Annotated in this window: 12 protein-coding genes; 2 read left to right on the forward strand and 10 right to left on the reverse strand. The window is 71.6% G+C overall.

Translation table 11 applies throughout. The features are described from left to right. Positions 1-222: 222 nt before the first annotated feature. A complete protein-coding gene (locus ABZX85_RS22575) occupies positions 223-2,325 on the forward strand; it encodes an RICIN domain-containing protein (RefSeq protein ID WP_355871328.1) in 2,103 nt (700 codons plus the stop codon). A 6-nt stretch (positions 2,326-2,331) separates the two neighbouring features. On the opposite strand, the gene ABZX85_RS22580 is transcribed toward ABZX85_RS22575, so the two are convergent. From ABZX85_RS22580 to ABZX85_RS22590, 3 genes are read right to left on the reverse strand one after another with little or no spacing between them, the layout of a single operon-like run. Continuing rightward, positions 2,332-3,501, reverse strand: coding sequence for a lactate 2-monooxygenase (locus tag ABZX85_RS22580; RefSeq protein ID WP_355871330.1), 1,170 nt, complete (start codon positions 3,499-3,501; stop codon positions 2,332-2,334). Between the two features lie 9 nt (positions 3,502-3,510). Continuing rightward, a complete protein-coding gene (locus ABZX85_RS22585; RefSeq protein ID WP_355871332.1) occupies positions 3,511-4,185 on the reverse strand; it encodes an alpha/beta hydrolase in 675 nt (224 codons plus the stop codon). Beyond that, on the reverse strand, positions 4,182-5,747 hold the full coding sequence (locus ABZX85_RS22590) for a cytosine permease (protein WP_355871335.1): 1,566 nt from the start codon (positions 5,745-5,747) through the stop codon (positions 4,182-4,184). The genes ABZX85_RS22585 and ABZX85_RS22590 overlap by 4 nt, the downstream gene beginning before the upstream one ends. 406 nt (positions 5,748-6,153) lie before the next feature. Between ABZX85_RS22590 and ABZX85_RS22595 the strand changes: the two genes are divergently transcribed. Beyond that, entirely contained in the window at positions 6,154-6,588 is a 435-nt protein-coding gene (locus ABZX85_RS22595; protein WP_355871337.1) for a subtilase-type protease inhibitor, read from the forward strand. Between the two features lie 182 nt (positions 6,589-6,770). Here ABZX85_RS22595 and ABZX85_RS22600 read toward each other — a convergent pair whose 3' ends face one another. The 7 genes from ABZX85_RS22600 to ABZX85_RS22630 form a co-directional block, all read right to left on the reverse strand. Next, entirely contained in the window at positions 6,771-7,118 is a 348-nt protein-coding gene (locus tag ABZX85_RS22600) for an STAS domain-containing protein (RefSeq protein ID WP_355871340.1), read from the reverse strand. Between the two features lie 110 nt (positions 7,119-7,228). Then, positions 7,229-7,417: a hypothetical protein gene (locus ABZX85_RS22605; protein ID WP_355871343.1), complete on the reverse strand. Its 189-nt coding sequence runs from the start codon at positions 7,415-7,417 to the stop codon at positions 7,229-7,231. Beyond that, positions 7,414-7,953: a hypothetical protein gene (locus ABZX85_RS22610; RefSeq protein WP_355871346.1), complete on the reverse strand. Its 540-nt coding sequence runs from the start codon at positions 7,951-7,953 to the stop codon at positions 7,414-7,416. The genes ABZX85_RS22605 and ABZX85_RS22610 overlap by 4 nt, the downstream gene beginning before the upstream one ends. Before the next feature lie 13 nt (positions 7,954-7,966). Continuing rightward, on the reverse strand, positions 7,967-8,491 hold the full coding sequence (locus tag ABZX85_RS22615) for a hypothetical protein (RefSeq protein ID WP_355871348.1): 525 nt from the start codon (positions 8,489-8,491) through the stop codon (positions 7,967-7,969). A 62-nt stretch (positions 8,492-8,553) separates the two neighbouring features. Beyond that, positions 8,554-14,817 carry a DNRLRE domain-containing protein gene (locus tag ABZX85_RS22620; protein WP_355871457.1) on the reverse strand — a complete coding sequence of 2,088 codons (6,264 nt, stop codon included), beginning with the start codon at positions 14,815-14,817 and terminating at the stop codon, positions 8,554-8,556. A gap of 194 nt (positions 14,818-15,011) precedes the next feature. Next, on the reverse strand, positions 15,012-15,461 hold the full coding sequence (locus ABZX85_RS22625; RefSeq protein ID WP_355871350.1) for a hypothetical protein: 450 nt from the start codon (positions 15,459-15,461) through the stop codon (positions 15,012-15,014). Between the two features lie 34 nt (positions 15,462-15,495). Further along, entirely contained in the window at positions 15,496-16,098 is a 603-nt protein-coding gene (locus ABZX85_RS22630) for a response regulator transcription factor (RefSeq protein WP_355871353.1), read from the reverse strand. Positions 16,099-16,319 lie beyond the last annotated feature (221 nt).

Below are 16,319 nucleotides of genomic sequence, written 5' to 3' on the forward strand. Positions count from 1 at the left end.
GAGGACCCCGAGGAGGGCCGTTCTCAGTGCACCGCGCGCGGGTGAGCGGCGGGAGTGTGTGGGGCGAGACGGCGCGGGCGCGCGGTTCACACGGGGTGTGGCCGGAAACCGGCCCGCGGAGCGGCGCAACTCCTTGTTGTGCGCGACTAAGTTGTGCAATGGTGAACTACCGTGCGCCGAGGTTCGACCGGTCGCACCGTTCCGCACCAAAGGACCCGCCCAGTGCCCACCCCCTACCCTCCGCGTCCTCCGTACCCGCCCCCCGGCGGGGACCCCGGAGAGTCCGACGACGCGCTCGCGTCAGGGGTGCGCGGCGGCACGGACGGCGAAGTCGCCGAGGCCACCGCGCTGCTGATCGCCCGGCACTGGAAGCCCGTCCACGACTACGCCGTGATCTGCCTCGCCGGCTCCGGGCAGGTCGCCTCGATGGCCACCGGCACGGCCTTCCACCACGTCTTCGACCGGCTCAAGCTGGGCGAGTCCGGGACCGATCTGCGGCCCCGGCTGCTGCTCGCCGTCCGGGAGACCGTCCGCGTGTGGGCGTCCGCCGAGCGGGTCTCCGCCGTCCTGCCCGAACTGCGCAAACCGGCCGGGGCGCGCGGGATGCGGGCCGCCAAGGGCCTGGTCGCCGACAACCGGATACTCGCCGAGTACGCCTACCACGCGCTGCCCGCGACCGAGCGGTGCCTCCTGTGGCACGTCGAGGTCGAGGCCGAACCGCTCAGCGTCCCGGCCGCCCTCCTCGGCATCGACACCTCCGCCGCTGCCGCCGGCCTGGAGGACGCCCGCGACAAACTCCGCGAGGGCGTCGTCCGGGCCCACCGCGAACTCGCGCCCAGCAAGGAGTGCCGCTTCTACAACCGGCTCCTCGACGTCCCGCTGCGGCGCGGCGGCGAACTCCTGCCGGACGTCCGCACCCACCTCGACGCCTGCCGCTACTGCCGGGCCGCCGCCCAGCAGCTCGGGCTGTTCGACGGGCGGCTGGGGGTCATGCTGACCGAGGCCGTGCTCGGCTGGGGCGCCCGCCGCTACTTCGAGTCCCGGCCCGACCGGGTCCGGCAGGAGCCGGTCCGGCTGCGCGGGGCCGGGCGGCGCAGGCTGCTCGACCGGATACCGTCGCCCGCCCGGCGCGGGGACGGAGAGGGCAGGACGCGGGGGCGGTTCGGGGGACGGCGGGGGGCCGACGGGGTCGCGGGCGAGGGGGGTTCCGGCGCGGGTCCGGGGGCTTTCGGCGCGCGCGAGGACGCCGGCGCCGGGACGTTCGGTGCGCCGGGGCGGCCTGTCGCCGGTGCGGCGTGGGGCGAGGGGATGCCGACGGGCGGGGCCGGGCGGGCGGAAGGGGGCCTCGCGGAAGGCGGCTTCACGGGGGGTGGCCCCACGGGGGGCGGTTTCACGGGAGGCGGCTTCGAGGGAGGCGGTCCCACGGGCGGCGGCCCCACGGCCGGTGGTGCTTTTCCCGATCCTGACAACGCGTTCCCCCTGGAGACCTTCCCCGGTGAGACGGCCCCCGGCGAGACAGCCTTCGGCGGGACGGCCTTCGGTGAGGTGCCCTCCGAGGACGACGGACCCCGGTCGCGGCGGGCCGCCGGGCGGGCCAAGGTGCGGGGCAGCCGTGGCACGCGGGGCGCCCGACGGGCCGTCCGCCGGATAGGGAAGGGGCGTTCGCCGCGTGCGCTCATCGCCGGCGTGGGCGTCGCCTCCGCCGGGGTGCTGACGACGTTCCTCGCCGCCGGCATGTGGTCGGACGGCGGCTCGGACCCGGCGGCCTCGACGAGCGTCAGCGGCGGCGGCGCCCTCCCCGGCACCGACTCCCTCTCGCCCACCCCCTCCCCAGGGGCCCAGGGCAGCGTCGACCTCCCCGGCGGCCCCCGCGAGACCCGGCTGCGCAACGCGGAGGCCGACCTCTGCGTGGAACTCCCGGTCGGCGCCCGCGCCGGTACGGCACTGGTCCTGGAGGTGTGCTCCTCGAACTGGAGCCAGCAGTGGTCCTACGAGGACGACGGCCTCCTGCGCAGCGTCGCCGAACCCGGCCTGTGCGTCGACTCGCGCGCGGACGCCGGCGTCGTCATCGCCAACGCCTGTGCGGACGCGGACAGTTCGCGCGCCGACGACGTCCGCTACGACCTCACCGTCCAGGGCGAGCTGCTGCCCCGCTGGGACGAGCGGCTCCCGCTGGCCGCCGTCGGCGAGGAGCCCGGCGCGAACGTCGCCGTGAAGGTCCGCGACGGTTCGGCGGCCCAGCGCTGGCTGACCGACGCGCCCCGGGCGACCCCGAGTTCCCTCGCGGTCAACGGCTCGGACAGCCCCTCCACGCGGCCCGCCTGACCCTCCTCACACCGGGTCCGCCACCAGGTCGCCCGCGCCGACGGTCCCCGGGCGGGCGTGCCCCGACAGGGCGAGGGTGAGGTCGAACTCGGCGAGGAGACAGCGGATCACGTGCTCCACGCCGGGCTGTCCGTCGAGGCCGAGCCCGTAGGCGTACGGCCTGCCCAGCAGGACCGCACGCGCGCCGAGGGCGAGGGCCTTGAAGACGTCGGCGCCCGTGCGGACCCCGCTGTCGAACAGGACCGTCAGCCGGTCGCCGACCGCCTCGGCGACCCGGGGCAGGGCGTCCGCCGCCGCGACCGAACCGGCGACCTGACGGCCGCCGTGGTTGGAGACCACCACCCCGTCCATCCCGGCGTCGGCGGCGAGCCGCGCGTCGTCCGGGTGCAGGACGCCCTTCAGGACGATCGGGCCGTCCCAGTGCTCCCGCAGGAACGCGAGGTCCGGCCAGGTCTTCCCGGGGTCCGCGAACAGGCTCACGAACCGCAGCACCGCCGCGTCCAGATCCTCCTGCGGCGGCTTCGCCAGACCCGCCAGGAACGCCGGGTCGGTGAAGTGGTTGGCGGTGCCGACGCCGCGCAGGAACGGCAGGTACGCCTGGTCCAGGTCGCGTGGGCGCCAGGCCAGCAGCGGGGTGTCCAGGGTGACGACGAGGACCGAGAACCCGGCCGCCTTCGCGCGGCCGAGGAAACTCCGGGTCACCTCGCGGTCCTTCGACCAGTACAGCTGGAACCAGCGCTCGGCGTCCCCCATCGCCTCAGCGACCTGCTCCAGCGGCGTGCTCGACGCCGAGGACAGGATGTACGGAACGCCCTGGGCGGCTGCCGCCCGCGCCGCCGCCGGTTCTGCGCCCGGGTGCATGATCGACAGGACGCCGATCGGGGCCAGCGCCAGCGGGGCGGACAGCGTGCGGCCCAGCACCTCCACGGACAGGTCACGCTCGCTGACGTCCCGCAGCATGCGCGGGACGATCCGGCGCCGGTCCAGGGCCGAGCGGTTCGCCCGCGCGGTGCTCCCGTCGCCGGCGCTGCCCGCGACGTACCCCACCGGGCCGGGGCCGAGGCGCCGCTCGGCCATCTCCTCCAGTGCGGTGAGATCGGTGGGCAGCCGGGGGACCGCGCCCGTGAGGCCGTTGAGGTAGATCTCGTACTGGAAGTCCGCCCGGTGCTGGGTCATGTGGCTCCTCTACTCGGCGATCTGCCGCAGGATACGGGCCAGTTCACGGGGCCGGGAGAACATGGGCCAGTGTCCCGTGTCCATCCGGACCAGCTCCCACGACGGGCTCGGCAGCAGGGCGGCGACGGGCGGGATCGGCTCCTCGCCGTCGAGCAGGCACTTGATGTACGTCGTCGGCACGTCGGCCAGGGAGCCGGTCAGCGAGGCGGGTTCGGAGAGGGAGGCGCCGGGGTGCGGGGTGGCGCGCGCGAGGATGCCGGCGATCCTCTCCTCGGACAGCTCCTGGCCCGCGAACTGCTCGACCTGCGGCGGCCAGAACCCGCCGTTCTCCTCGATCTCGCGCCGCACCCCGGCGCTGTCCCAGCCGTGGAAGAAGTTCTCCCCGTCGACCGGCACCCCCGCGTCGACCAGGACCAGTCTGCGCAGCCGGTCCCCGATCCGCTCGGCCGCCTGCCCCACCGGGACACCCGAGTAGCTGTGCCCCACCAGCACGACGTCCCGCAGATCCAGCCGCTCGATCTCCTCGACGACGTCCCGGACGTGCCGCTCCTGGCCCGCCGGCAGCTCCCGCTTCTCCGCCAGCCCGGACAGCGTGAGCGGACGGGCCGACGGCAGCTCCTTCGCCACCTCGTCCCACGCCCACGCTCCGAGCCAAGCCCCCGCCACCAACACGAATTCGGTCATGCCCGCAACGTAGCCGACGGGTCTGACAATCCGTCCTGACCAGGCACGACACCCGCCCCGGTGATCGGCGGCACCGGCACGTCCACGCTCCGCGCGAACCGCGCGCCCTCGGGCCCGTAGACCGCGCGGGGCTCCGGGAAGAGCCGCAGCAGGGACAGGAACAGCACCGCCGCGACGGCCAGCGACAGCGGCAGGCTGATGTCCACGCCGTCCGCCAGATCGCCGAGCGGGCCCACGAACTGGCCGGGGATGTTCGTGAACAGGACGCCGATCAGCGCCGCCACCCACCAGGCGGTCATGCCGCGCCAGTTCCAGCCGTGCGCGAACCAGTAACGTCCGCCGCGCTGACGCCGGTTGAAGACCTGGAGGGCGTCCGCGTCGTACCAGCCGCGCCGCGTCCAGAAGCCCAGCATCATCACGACCATCCACGGCGTCGTGCACGTCACGATCATCGTCGCGAACGTCGAGATCGACTGCACGACGTCCAGCGCGAACCGGCCCACGAAGATGAACGCGATCGCCAGCACCCCCACCAGCACCGTCGCCTGCACCCGGCTGAGCCTCGGGAACACCGACGAGAAGTCCAGGCCGGTACCGTACAGGGCCGTCGTCCCCGTCGCCATGCCGCCGATCAGCGCGAGGAGGCAGACCGGCAGGAAGAACCAGCCGGGGGAGATCGCCAGGAGGCCGCCGACGAAGTCCGGGGCGGCCGGGTCGACGTACGACGGGGCCTTCGCGGCGATGACGCTCGCCGTGCCGAGGCCGAACAGGAACGGCAGCAGCGTCGCGAGCTGCGACAGGAACGCCGCCCCCACCACCCGACGGCGCGGGGTGTCCGCCGGGATGTACCGCGACCAGTCCCCGAGGAACGCCCCGAACGACACCGGGTTCGACAGCACGATCAGCGCCGCCCCGATGAACGCGGGCCAGAACGCCGCGTCCGACGTCGACGCGAACGAGCCCGCGTACGACGGGTCGAAGTCCCCGGCGAACGCGAACACCCCGACCAGGAACAGCACGGTCGCCGTCGGCACGGCGACCTTGTTGACGAACAGCATGAACCGGAAGCCGTACACGCACACCGCGAGCACCAGACCCGCGAACAGCGCGTACGCGACGGCGTACGACGCGTCCCCGCGCGGGAGGCCCAGCAGGTGGTGCGCGCCTCCCACCAGGGCGTCGCCGCTGCTCCACACCGAGATCGAGAAGAACGCGACGGCGGTCAGCAGGGAGAGGAACGAGCCGACGATCCTGCCGTGCACACCCAGGTGCGCGGAGGAGGAGACCGCGTTGTTCGTGCCGTTGACCGGGCCGAACACGGCCATCGGACACAGGATCAGCGCGCCGACGACGACCCCGAGGAGGGTCGCGGCGAGGCCCTGCCAGAAGGAGAGGCCGAAGAGGATCGGGAACGCGCCGAGGACGCACGTCGAGAACGTGTTGGCGCCGCCGAACGCCAGCCGGAACAGGTCCAGCGGGCGGGCGCTGCGCTCGGCGTCGGGGATGCGCTCCACACCGTACGGCTCGACCTCGGTGAGGGACGGTGGCTGCGGGGACGTCATGGGGACTCCAACGGGGCGGCGACGGAGGCTGGTTCTGGGGGGTGCGGTGACCGTACGGCTCCCGTGCGGGTGCGGACCAGAGGTTGATTCATCCACATGCGGTGGCCGAAGTGGATGGTTCGACCATTGCTCGGCCCGGGGAATGTGAAGGGAATGTTTCAGGTCGATTGCCCAACGTACGAGAACCGGCCATCCGGGCCGGGAAGCGGATCATGAAGCGCTTGCTCTCGGCGTTCTCGCGTTCGAATCCTGTAGCTTCACGCCACTGATTGAATACGCAAGGTTACTGAAATCTGTGGGGTCGATGTGAACTCCGGCGCCGGACCCGGCAGAGTGGCGTCCGCCGCCCCGGCACCCACCGGTGACCAGGTGGCACAGACTCCAACCGAGCGGAAGGAAGCACACGATGCGGAACACCGCGCGCTGGGCAGCGATCGGCGGCCTCGTCGCCGTCACCGTGGGCGGACCCCTCACCGGGTCCGCACTCGCCGCCCCGTCCGCAGGCCAGGCATCCCTGTACGCGCCGTCGGCACTCGTGCTGACGGTCGGGCACGGCGAGCGCGCGGCGGTCGCCACGCCGGCCCGCGCCGTCACCCTGACCTGCGCACCCACGGCCTCCGGGACCCACCCGGCCGCCGCCTTGGCCTGCGCCGAACTGCGCGCCGCGGGCGGTGACCCCGACGCGCTCCGGATGCGCGCCAGCGGGCCCTGCACCAAGCAGTACGACCCCGTCGTCGTCACCGTCGACGGCGTCTGGCAGGGCAAACGCGTCGCCTACGAGCGGACGTTCGCCAACGAGTGCGTGAAGAACGCGGGCGCGGTCAGCGTGTTCGCCTTCTAGGCGGGCCGCTCGTCTCAGACCGGAGTCGCGGGGTCCCTGTGGACGCCACGAGAGGCTCGTGACTGGGGAGTGCGAGTCCTGGACACGGGAGAGCCTGCGGCTCCTTCGCTCCGGGGACCGGAAAGGCGGGGTGGGGCCGCCGCCGGTCCCCGGAGCTCACTCGTCCGGGTCGACTTCCCGGCTCAGGGTTGACGCTCACCGGGCAGCTCCGCCAGTGGCGGGAAACGGTCCGTCAGCCGCGCCGCCACCAGCAGCCGCCGTACGGCGAACGGGACACACGCCAGCCGCAGCCGCCCGCCCCGCGTACGCGCCCGCTCCTCCGCCCGGCACAGCGCGCGCAACCCCGAGCAGTCGAGGAATTCCACGCGCCCCAGATCCACCAGCACGTCCGGCGCCTCGCCCGACGTCGCCGCGTCCAGATGCTCCGTCAGCGATCCCTCGGTCGCCATGTCGATCTCCCCGGTCACCTCGACCACGGTGAACCGGCCGCTCGACCTCGTCCGCGCGTACGCGTTGGCCGGTGGCGTCATCTCGTCCCACCTCGGCATGGGGCTCGTCCGGTCCCGGTAGCTACCCCGTCCCGACGCCAAGCATCCCTCCCGGGCCGTCCGCAAGATCCGGTTCACCCGACCTGGTGAACCTATCGGTCATGCCTTGACTTCCGTCCCGCCCGGATCTCCTGCGCCGCGCCGATCACGATGGCGGTCCCGAGCGCGAGTTCGGCGGCCCCCCACAGGACGGACCAGCCGGACTCCCGGAGGTTGCGCACGCCGCTGAGCAGCATGAAGGGGACGAAGAAGAGGAGGAACGTCAGGCGGTAGCGGCTCATGGGAGGAACGCCCAGACCATCGCCGCCAGGAAGGGCAGCGGCAGCAGGTCGTACCAGCCGAACACCGGACGGCGGATCGCAGGGGCCGTCGGGGTCGTCGCCGTGGCCTCCGCCTGGAGCACCGCGTGCCGCAGGTCCCGGCGGGCGGTGTTCGCACGGGTGCCGTCGAACACCGAACGGGACAGCGCCCAGGGGGAGACGGGGCCCACACCGGGCAACTGGAGCGCGCCACCGTGCTTCTCGGAGCGGCCGAGCAGCCGGGTGTCGGCGAGGGGAGCCTCGTACTCGACGAACGGGTTGCGGACGGTCAGACGGTCGGCGTCCCAGGCGACGCCGGGCAGGATGCCCACCCGGACGGCGATCCAGGCGACGATCCCCGGCACGGCCAGCGCCAGGACGACCTCCCAGGGGTCGCGGGCGCCCTCGACGAGGAGGAAGTAGCCGGCCAGCGCGGCCATGCAGGCGCACAGCGCCCAGGACACCAGGTACAGCGGCCGGTTCCGGTAGACGGACGGCGGTGTTTCCACGGGGTTCATTTCCATCGCTCTCTCACCCGTTGCGGAGAATGTCGGCCACGTTCCAGATGACGAAGCCCGACGTCAACAGCAGCAAAACGTCCACCGGCCCCACCCGCACCCACCGGCGCCCGACCCCCACCGAACCCCCGGAAGCCGCACGGGCGATGTGCTCACGCAACTCTCTCCTGGCCCCACGCGCCCGCCGCCCGTCGAACAGCGACTTGGACATCACCCACAGCCGAACGACACCGACCCCCTCGATCCGCAGTCCGACCTGCCCGCCGACCGCCAGGAACTCGACGGCGGACAGCGGGGCGCGGAACGACAGCACGGGATTGTGGACGACGACGTGACCGTCCTCGCACACCACCTTCGGCTGCACCCCGACCCGGACCAGGAACCACGCGAACCACGACGTCAGAGACACCAGAGCGAACAGGTCGACCAGCCCGTCCGACGGCCTCTCACCGGAGGACAGGAGAAAGACGAGAAGGGCCGGCTGGACGGCGATGCCGGTCAGCGAGGCCCAGAACACGACTCTGTTTCGGTACGTCAAGATGTCCTCTGAGATCGGGGGGTGCCGCGCTCGCACGCGGCACCCCGGTTCACGTCGGTGGTCTAGCAGTAGCGCATCTTCCAGCTCATCCCGCAGGTGAGCGTCCCGGTCCAGACGTTGGACGCGTAGCTGGCGGCGGTACGGCGATACGAGACCCGCATCCCGTGCCTGCCCCGGCCGGCGGCATGCCGGCCGGCCCGGGTGAAGCCACGGCTGGACTTCCACCAGGAACCCGCCGCGAACCGCCCGGCACCCACACCGACCGCCGTCCACGCGGCCGAACGGGCGGTGGACTTCCAGTACTTACGCGTCCGCCAGCGACCACCACGCCCGTCGGCCGCCGCCGTCGCGGCGAACACCGCCACGCTGGCCACCGCACACGCCCCGGCCGACGCCACGATGCACGCGGCCGTGGCCCCGTACCCCGCGTACGTACGCCAGTTGCGCCGCACGTTCCGGCCGACGCGCCGCGCCGCCCGCTTGGCCTTCTTCCAGCTCCACCACTTGCCGTCGAGGTCGAAGCGGTTCAGGGGATCGGCGTTGACGTAGTCGTAGGCGTTGGCGCTGCCTCCGTAGACGGGGTCGATGGAGAGGAAGCGGCCGGTGACGGGGTTGTAGAGGCGGACGCCCATGAGGGTGAGGCCGGTGATCGTCTCGGCGGAGCGCTGCTTTCCGCCGAGCCAGCCGTAGCGGGCGGCCGTCTGGCCTGCGCGCGGGTTGCCGTACTCGTCGGCGTCCAGGGCGGTGGGTGCTTTGCTGGTGTCGAGGGGGAGTTGGAGGGCGACGTCTCCGTGGATGGTGGTGAGGTGCAGGACGGTGTCGCCGGTCTTCGAGGTCGTGGCGGCGAGGTCTCCGGAGGCCGAGTCGACGTTGCGGGTCAGGGCCCCGGTGGTCGTGTTCTCGACGGTCCAGCGGGGGTTGTCCCCCTCGGTGTCGTAGTGGTTGCGCTTGGACTCCGACTGGGTCCAGGTGGTGCCGCTGCCGGTTTCGACGGTCCAGGAGCGGTAGCGGTGGGCGGCGTCGAGCTGCCAGGTCTGGCGCTTGCCGTTCGCGGTTTGCTGATACGCCAGGTCGTTGGTGTGGTAGGCGAGTGTGGCGCCCGGCAGGGCGGTGGTGCGGCCGAACGCGTCGTACACGTAGCCGGTGTCGACGAGGCGGTCGTAGCTGTCGTAGGTGTGGCTGGTGGCGGTGCCTCCGCTGGTCGGGCAGTCGCTGCCCGCTGTGCCGGTGGCGGTGGTCAGGGACTTGCGGTTGCTGCGGGCGTCGAAGGTGTAGGCGCGGCGGGTGCAGACCGTTTCGGAGGTGTCTTCGACGGTGGTGAGGCGGCCTGTGGTGTCGTAGCGGTAGGTCTGGTCGGACCAGCCGGTGTGGCTGGTGACCTGGCCGTGGATCGACTCGGTGACGGTGTCGGAGTAGACGATCGTGGAGTCGGTGTCGCGGGTGTAGGTGCGGTCGGTGGTGGAGCCGGTGGTGTCCTCGGTGGTGGTGAGGGTGTAGCCGCCGGGGAGTTTCTCGGTGGCGACGGAGCCGTCGGCGTCGTAGGTGGCGCGGAAGGTGCCCGCGATGGAGTCGGTGGTGCTGGTGGCCAGGCCGCGGGGTTCGACGGCCGTGTCGTAGGTGTACGTCACGGTCGAGGGGGCGGTGTCGGTGACCTTCACGGGGCGGTTGAGGAGGTCGTATTCGGTGGTCGTGGTGCCGCCGTCGGCGTCGGTGTAGGTGGTCTGGCGGCCGAGTTTGTCGTAGGTCTTGGTGATGGTGCCGCCGGTCGGGGAGATCGTTTTGACGGACTGGCCGGTGGCGGGGTCGTACTCGGTGGTGGTCTCCGGGACGGCCTGGCCGGTGCCGCCGGTGAGGGCGGACTTGGTCTGGCGGCCGGCGTTGTCGTAGGTCGTGGTGGTGGTGCGGGTGGTGCTGTTGGCGGTCTCGGTGACCTTGGCGGGGTTGCCCCACCAGTCGTATTCGGTGGTGGTCGTGGCGAGGCCGGTGGGGTTGGTGCCGCCGCCGGTGATCGCGCCGCCTGCGGAGATCTGGCAGACGAGGTCGGCCCATTCGGGGCGGCCGGCGCACGTGCCGGTGCCCGTCGCGGACCAGTAGGTGGTCACGCGGGTGCCGGCGTCGGTGCCGGTGGCGCCGGGCAGGAGTTGCTTGACGGTGCGGCCCTGGGCGTCGTACTCGGTGGTGTCGGTGATCGCCAGGCCCGACGGGTCCTTCACGGTTTTCGTCGTGAGGCCCTTGGGCCAGTCGTAGACGGTCTCGGTGACTCTGGACTCGCCCTGGACGGTGGGGTGTTCACGGACCTGGGCGCCGGTGGTGGCCTTGGTGACCTGGTCTTTGACCTTGGCCGTGCCGTCGGTGGGGCGGCCGGTGTCGTACTCGTTGACCGTCCAGGTACGGGCCGTCACCGAGGTGCCGGAGGGGACCAGAGTGGTCGTGCCCGACTTCAGGTCGGCGGTGAGGTCGATGCGGCGCAGGGGGCCGAACTCCTCCAGCTCCCTTGTACCGGTGTCGTTGTAGACGGACTTGGTGGTCAGCAGGTCGGCTCGTTCGGCGGAGGTGAGCTGGGCGATGCCCAGGTCGGCCTGGGTCGCCTTGTCGGCGGTCGTGGTGCCGAGGGCCACCGCCCGGTTGGCGGCGGTCAGTTCACGGACCGTGTTGCCGAAGCGGTCGTATTCGGTGGTGGTGATGTGGCCGCCGGGGGTGGCGGTGTTGACCTCGCGGCCGGAGACGCCGAGGTAGTGGACGTCCGCGCGGGCGTAGGCAGTTGCGGCGAGCGCGCTGCCGGAGTTCGACGCGGGGACGCTGTCCGGCGGGAAGACGGCCGTCGCGTCGGTCGGGGCGTCGAGCTGGCCCCACGTGCGGACGTCGGTCGCGGTCATCTTGTGCGGGCCGTTCAGCGCGACGTCGTAGACGACCGTCGTCGTGGCAGTGCCCTCCTCGGTGGCCGTCGTGCCCTGCTTCAGACCTGAGCGGGATGCCTTGAGGAGCATGCCGTCGCCTGCGGTCGCGGCGTTGCCCGCCTTGCCGTAGGTGAGGGTCCAGGGGAGTTCACCGGGGGAGGTGTAGCGGGTGATGCGGCCCGCGGAGTCGTAGGCGTACTCCGTCATCAGGGAGGGGCTGATCTGGGGGTTCCATGCCTGGCGCAGGCGGGCGCTGCCGTCGTAGAGGTACATCTGGACGGACTTGGAGGTGGCCGCCGAGGCGCCGGGTTCGGTGGACCAGAGGCGGATCTCCTTGACCTGGTTGGCGATGTCGCCGTACGCCGTGGAGGTGGCGGTGGTGGAGGTCGCGTAGACGAACTCCAGGGCTCGGCAGCCCTTCGTGGAGGGGGTTGCCGTGCAGGCGGCGGTGGTCGCGGCCGAGGTGGGGGCGATCACGCGCTTGGGGCGGGCGAGCTTCTTGTCGCCGACCGTGACCGTTTCGGAGACGACCGTGGTGGTGGAGTTGGCCAGGCCGTCCAACAGGGTGGAGGAGACCTGCCAGGTGGTGGCCGCCGCGTCGGGCTTCGTGAACTGGGTGACCGTGCCCTCGGTGTCGGTCAGGGTGAAGCTGGTGGCGACCGTGCCGGTGAGGGTGAGGTCCTCCGAGCCCGGTTCCGGTATCCAGGACGTCTTCGCGGCGTTGGCGGTGAAGTGGGTCTCCTCGCCCTCCGCGTCCACGACGGCCACCGCTGTGTCGGAGATGCGGCGGACGTGGCTGAAGTCCGAGTCGGTCAGGTCGGCCGCCGTTCCCGCCACCCATTCCTTGCCGAAGATGGGGGCCTGGCCCTCCTGAGTGGTGGCCTTCTCCGGGACGCGCGAGGACGCGGTGCGGGAGACGGAGAGGTCGAACGCGGAGACGTCGGTGGCGCTGGTGGTGAAGTCGCCGGTCAGGAGGTTGACGTTGCCGGGGCCGATCTCGCTGGTCGCGGCGCCGTCCGCGTTGCGGTCGACGACGACGGCCAGGGGTTCGGTGCTGCCCGAGACGGTGCCGGTGCCGGTGAAGTCGGCCTTGATCTGGACCGTGCCGTCGGGGTCGACGGTGTCCGTCGCCGTCCAGACCAGGGGGGCGTTCTTGCCGCCGGTCAGCGGAACGGGCCAGGCCGTGAGAGCCGTGCCGCCCGAGGTGACGTGGGCGGGCGGGATCTGCACCCACGGGTCGGCCTCGGAGCGGCGCCAGGAGAAGGAGACGTTCGTGTACTTCGACGCGTCCGCCTCCGCCACCAACGGGAGCCTGCGCGCGGTGCGTTCACCCTCCGAGGGCTGGACGAAACCACCCGGCCCGGCGTGGAACACGTACTCGATCGCATCCGACTTGTTGTCGGCCTTGTCCACCGCACGGACCTGCAACGTGTGCGTGCCGTTCTTCGGCGGCGTAATCGAGATCGCCTTCGCCGCCGAGGCGCCACTCGTGGCGACCTTCGTCCAGGTCACACCGTCCAGCGACCACTCCACCCAGTTGTGATCCGTCCCCGAAGGCGGGGTGACGGTGAACGCGCCCGCCTGCCCGGAACCCTTCACCCACTGTCCGGTCGGATAATCCGTCGAGACGACCTTCGTCGGCGCGGACGGCGGTGTGGTGTCGACGGTGAACGTCTTCCACGCCGACCAGCCCGTGTTGTAGTGCGTCCCGTCATACGGCGACGTGCGGAACTTGTACGTCTTCCCGTTCGTCAGAACCCCTGAGGGGACGGTGACGGAGGCGACCTGGCCGGAGGGCACGTACTTCGACACGATGACGTTGCCGACCTGGGTGTCGGTCGCGGAGTCGAAGATCTGGAAGGTCCCGTTGACCTTGTCACCGTCCGCGTCGACGAACGTGTCCCGCAGCGTGGGGGTCGTCGTGTTGACGACGTAGGCGCCGGAGTAGGAGAAGTACGGCGGCCCCGCCTCCTGCTTCGTCCCCGTGCGCGGCCGGTAGTTGTAGGTCACCGTCAGCTTCGGCGGGTTCGACGCCGCGTTCGCGGAGTTCACCCGCTTCCAGCCGCCCACCGTCGACTCGTTCGCCGCCTGGATACCCAGATGACCACGCGTCGCACTCGCCGACGCCCACTCCTGGACCAGCGTCGTGACATCGGCATTGATCCAGCCGTCCGGCTGCGCCGTGCAGGACGCGTTCCCGCGCGTCTCCGTCGACGACGCCTTCTTCGCCGTCATCGTCGGCCGGTTCGACCACCGGCTCGACGTCGACGCCGCCGGAGACGACCACACGTCCCACTGGTGCAGGCCACAGCCGGTCACGTTCCCGGAATGGAAGTTCCACAACGACAGCTTCGCGTCCAGCACCAGCGCGTTCTGCACCGGGGACGTGTTCCACGACATGTACGTCCGCGCGGTCCGCGGCGTACCGTCCGCGTTCGTCGTCCCCGGATTCCCGAAGTCCAGCTCCGTGTCCGCCGACCAGTCGACCGTCTCACCCTGCTGGACGTAGGTGTCGAAGACGTTCGACAGCGACGACGTCGACGGGTCCACCGTGACCGGATACTGCGTGTCGGGGGCGGTGAGGAACGCCGGGTCCGGGGTGACGACCAGATCGACCGACGACCCCTTCTGCACGACCTTCAGCCCGACCCGCGCCCGGTTCGTGTGCTCACCCGACACGGCATCGACCGACGCGTCCCACATCACGGGGGCCGGCATCACCGCACGCTTGTTGTTCTCGGCGTCGGTGAACTCGACACTCCCGTCCGCGAGCTGCTTCGCGGTGAGGCCCTTCGCCTTGAGGGGGAGCGTGTAGGAGAAGTCACCGTCCGTGGGGCGTTCTTTGATCTCGACGAACTGCTCGAACCCGGTACGCGTCGCCTCCACGACCACGTCCGCACCGGGGACGGCGTTCACGTACTCCGCGCGCGTGCCCTCCAGTTTCGGCGCGGGCAGGCCGCCCTTCCACTGGAGCGTGATCTGCTCGTCGCCCTCTCCGAGAGTGACCAGATCCGTCGCGGCCGACTCCTGCGCCGCCTCCAGCGATGCCGCCGGAACACCGGACTCCCCGGCCAGTTTCAGACCCTCCGGATGGGCGACCGGCTCGACCCCGGCACCGGACTCCCGCAACGTGACGTCGACATCCGTCCACGCCCCGTCCCGCTCGAACCGCACCGGACCCGTCGCGAGTTCCGTGGTGAGACTGCCGTCCTTGTTCGCCCAGGTCGTCGAGGTCTCCGTGCGCTCACTGAGCGCCTCCACCCGACGACCAGCCAGACGCGCAGCCACCCGCGCCGACGGGATATCAGCGGCCGAAGTGACGGATTCCTTCGTGTCGTCCGAGCTGTCGATCCTCCGCTCCGACAGCTCCAGCGCCACGGCGGTCCCCGAGTCTCCCGCCATCAGCGCGGCGTCCGCCGCCAGCAGCATGGCTGCTGTGATCGCGATCGAGGACAGGGTCCGTCTGTGCCGGTGCAGGGCGAGTGTGGTGCCCTCGGGGGAGGGCGATTCCTGTCTCATCTCCATTTGTTCCTTTGAGAGTTGCCGAAATGGGCGCCTCATTGGAGCAGCCGGGGTATTGGCCGAAAAAGTGAGATCTTCACCGGTGTGCTGTGCGGGATGTCTCAGGTGTGGTCCATGGGGAGGAGATGGGCCGTGGCGAAACGGTGCATCAGGGTGCGCTGTTCCTCGTGTTCCTCTATCTGGCGGAGGGTGTGGATGACGGGGGCGGGGGCCTTGAATTCGAGGAGGGCCGTGTGGGTGCCGGAGTCGATGAGGAGGAGGGACTTCACCTCTCCCTGCGGGGTTGTTCGCAGGGCGAGGAGGTGGCGGGTGTGCGGGGCGGCGGCGCGGAGCTGGTCGGAGTCGCACCACTGGGAGAGCTTCGCCGCGTCGAACTCGTAGAGGGTGCCGGGGCGGGTGGGGGCGGGGGAGCGGGTGCCTTGCCATCTGGTGGCCAGCGCGGACGCCGTCGCCCTTATCCGGGCGTTGCATGCGAGGGCGAGCACGGCCGTGAGCGGGACGCCGACGAGCAGCGTCTTCGCGAGGCGTGACCGGGTGCTGTGGTGGGGCATCGTCTTCCCTGTGTGTGGTGCGGGCGGCACGGCGTCAGATCCACCCCTGCCGTTCCGCGATGAGGATCGCGTCGACCAGGCCGCGCGCGTTGAGTTTGCCGACCGCCGCGGAGAGCCGGTTGCGGATGGTGCCGACGCCGAGATAGAGGTCCCCCGCGATCTCCTGCGCGGTCGCTCCGCCCGCCGCGAGCCTGAGGGCCTCCGCCTCGCGCAGGGTCAGCGGCGTGCACTCCCAGGGGGTGTCGGCGAGCCGCCGTGGCTCGACCGCGCGCACCCCGGTCGCGACCTTGCGGACGGCGCGGGCGAGTTGCTGCCCCGACACGCTCTTCAGGACGTATCCGGAGGCCCCCGCGTCGAGGGCCTGCCGCAGCCGGCCGGGACGGTCCAGTGCCGTCAGCGCGATCGTCCGGCAGGCCGGCGCCCGTGACGCGAACTCCTTGGCCAGCGCGAGCCCGTCCAGTCCGGGGCCGTCGATGTCGAGCAGCGCGACGTCCGGTACGGCCGACTCGATGACGCCGAGCGCCTCGGCCTCGCCGCCCGCCTGGGCCATGACCTCGATGCCGAGTTCGCCGTCGAGGAGCGCGACCAGGCCGGCCCGTACCACCTCCATGTCCTCGACCACCAGGACACCGATCACGAACCCGGTCCCCCCACCGTTCCCCCGTCCGAACCCACCGAACGCACCTCCCTGCGACGCGCCCTGACCTGGGGCAACGCAGAAGCAGCGGGCCCCCGTTGCCCTACGGGGTCATCGTCCCCCGGGCCCCACGTGATCGCCTATGGGGTCCAACACCCATTCAGGCCATGGCGGGTTTCGGGTGGACGGGCGTGGACAGGCGAAGGGGTTGGGTGAGGGGA

The sequence above is a fragment of the Streptomyces sp. NPDC004539 genome, from assembly GCF_040610055.1.
In the GTDB taxonomy this organism is placed as follows: Bacteria; Actinomycetota; Actinomycetes; order Streptomycetales; family Streptomycetaceae; genus Streptomyces.

Bases quoted from the DNA above. Each gene is read 5' to 3' on its own strand.
- ABZX85_RS22580 (WP_355871330.1), bottom strand. From the start codon at position 3,501: ATGACCCAGCACCGGGCGGACTTCCAGTACGAGATCTACCTCAACGGC.
- ABZX85_RS22585 (WP_355871332.1), bottom strand. From the start codon at position 4,185: ATGACCGAATTCGTGTTGGTGGCGGGGGCTTGGCTCGGAGCGTGGGCG.
- ABZX85_RS22590 (WP_355871335.1), bottom strand. From the start codon at position 5,747: ATGACGTCCCCGCAGCCACCGTCCCTCACCGAGGTCGAGCCGTACGGT.
- ABZX85_RS22595 (WP_355871337.1), top strand. From the start codon at position 6,154: ATGCGGAACACCGCGCGCTGGGCAGCGATCGGCGGCCTCGTCGCCGTC.
- ABZX85_RS22600 (WP_355871340.1), bottom strand. From the start codon at position 7,118: ATGACGCCACCGGCCAACGCGTACGCGCGGACGAGGTCGAGCGGCCGG.
- ABZX85_RS22605 (WP_355871343.1), bottom strand. From the start codon at position 7,417: ATGAGCCGCTACCGCCTGACGTTCCTCCTCTTCTTCGTCCCCTTCATG.
- ABZX85_RS22610 (WP_355871346.1), bottom strand. From the start codon at position 7,953: ATGAACCCCGTGGAAACACCGCCGTCCGTCTACCGGAACCGGCCGCTG.
- ABZX85_RS22620 (WP_355871457.1), bottom strand. From the start codon at position 14,817: ATGCTGCTGGCGGCGGACGCCGCGCTGATGGCGGGAGACTCGGGGACC.
- ABZX85_RS22625 (WP_355871350.1), bottom strand. From the start codon at position 15,461: ATGCCCCACCACAGCACCCGGTCACGCCTCGCGAAGACGCTGCTCGTC.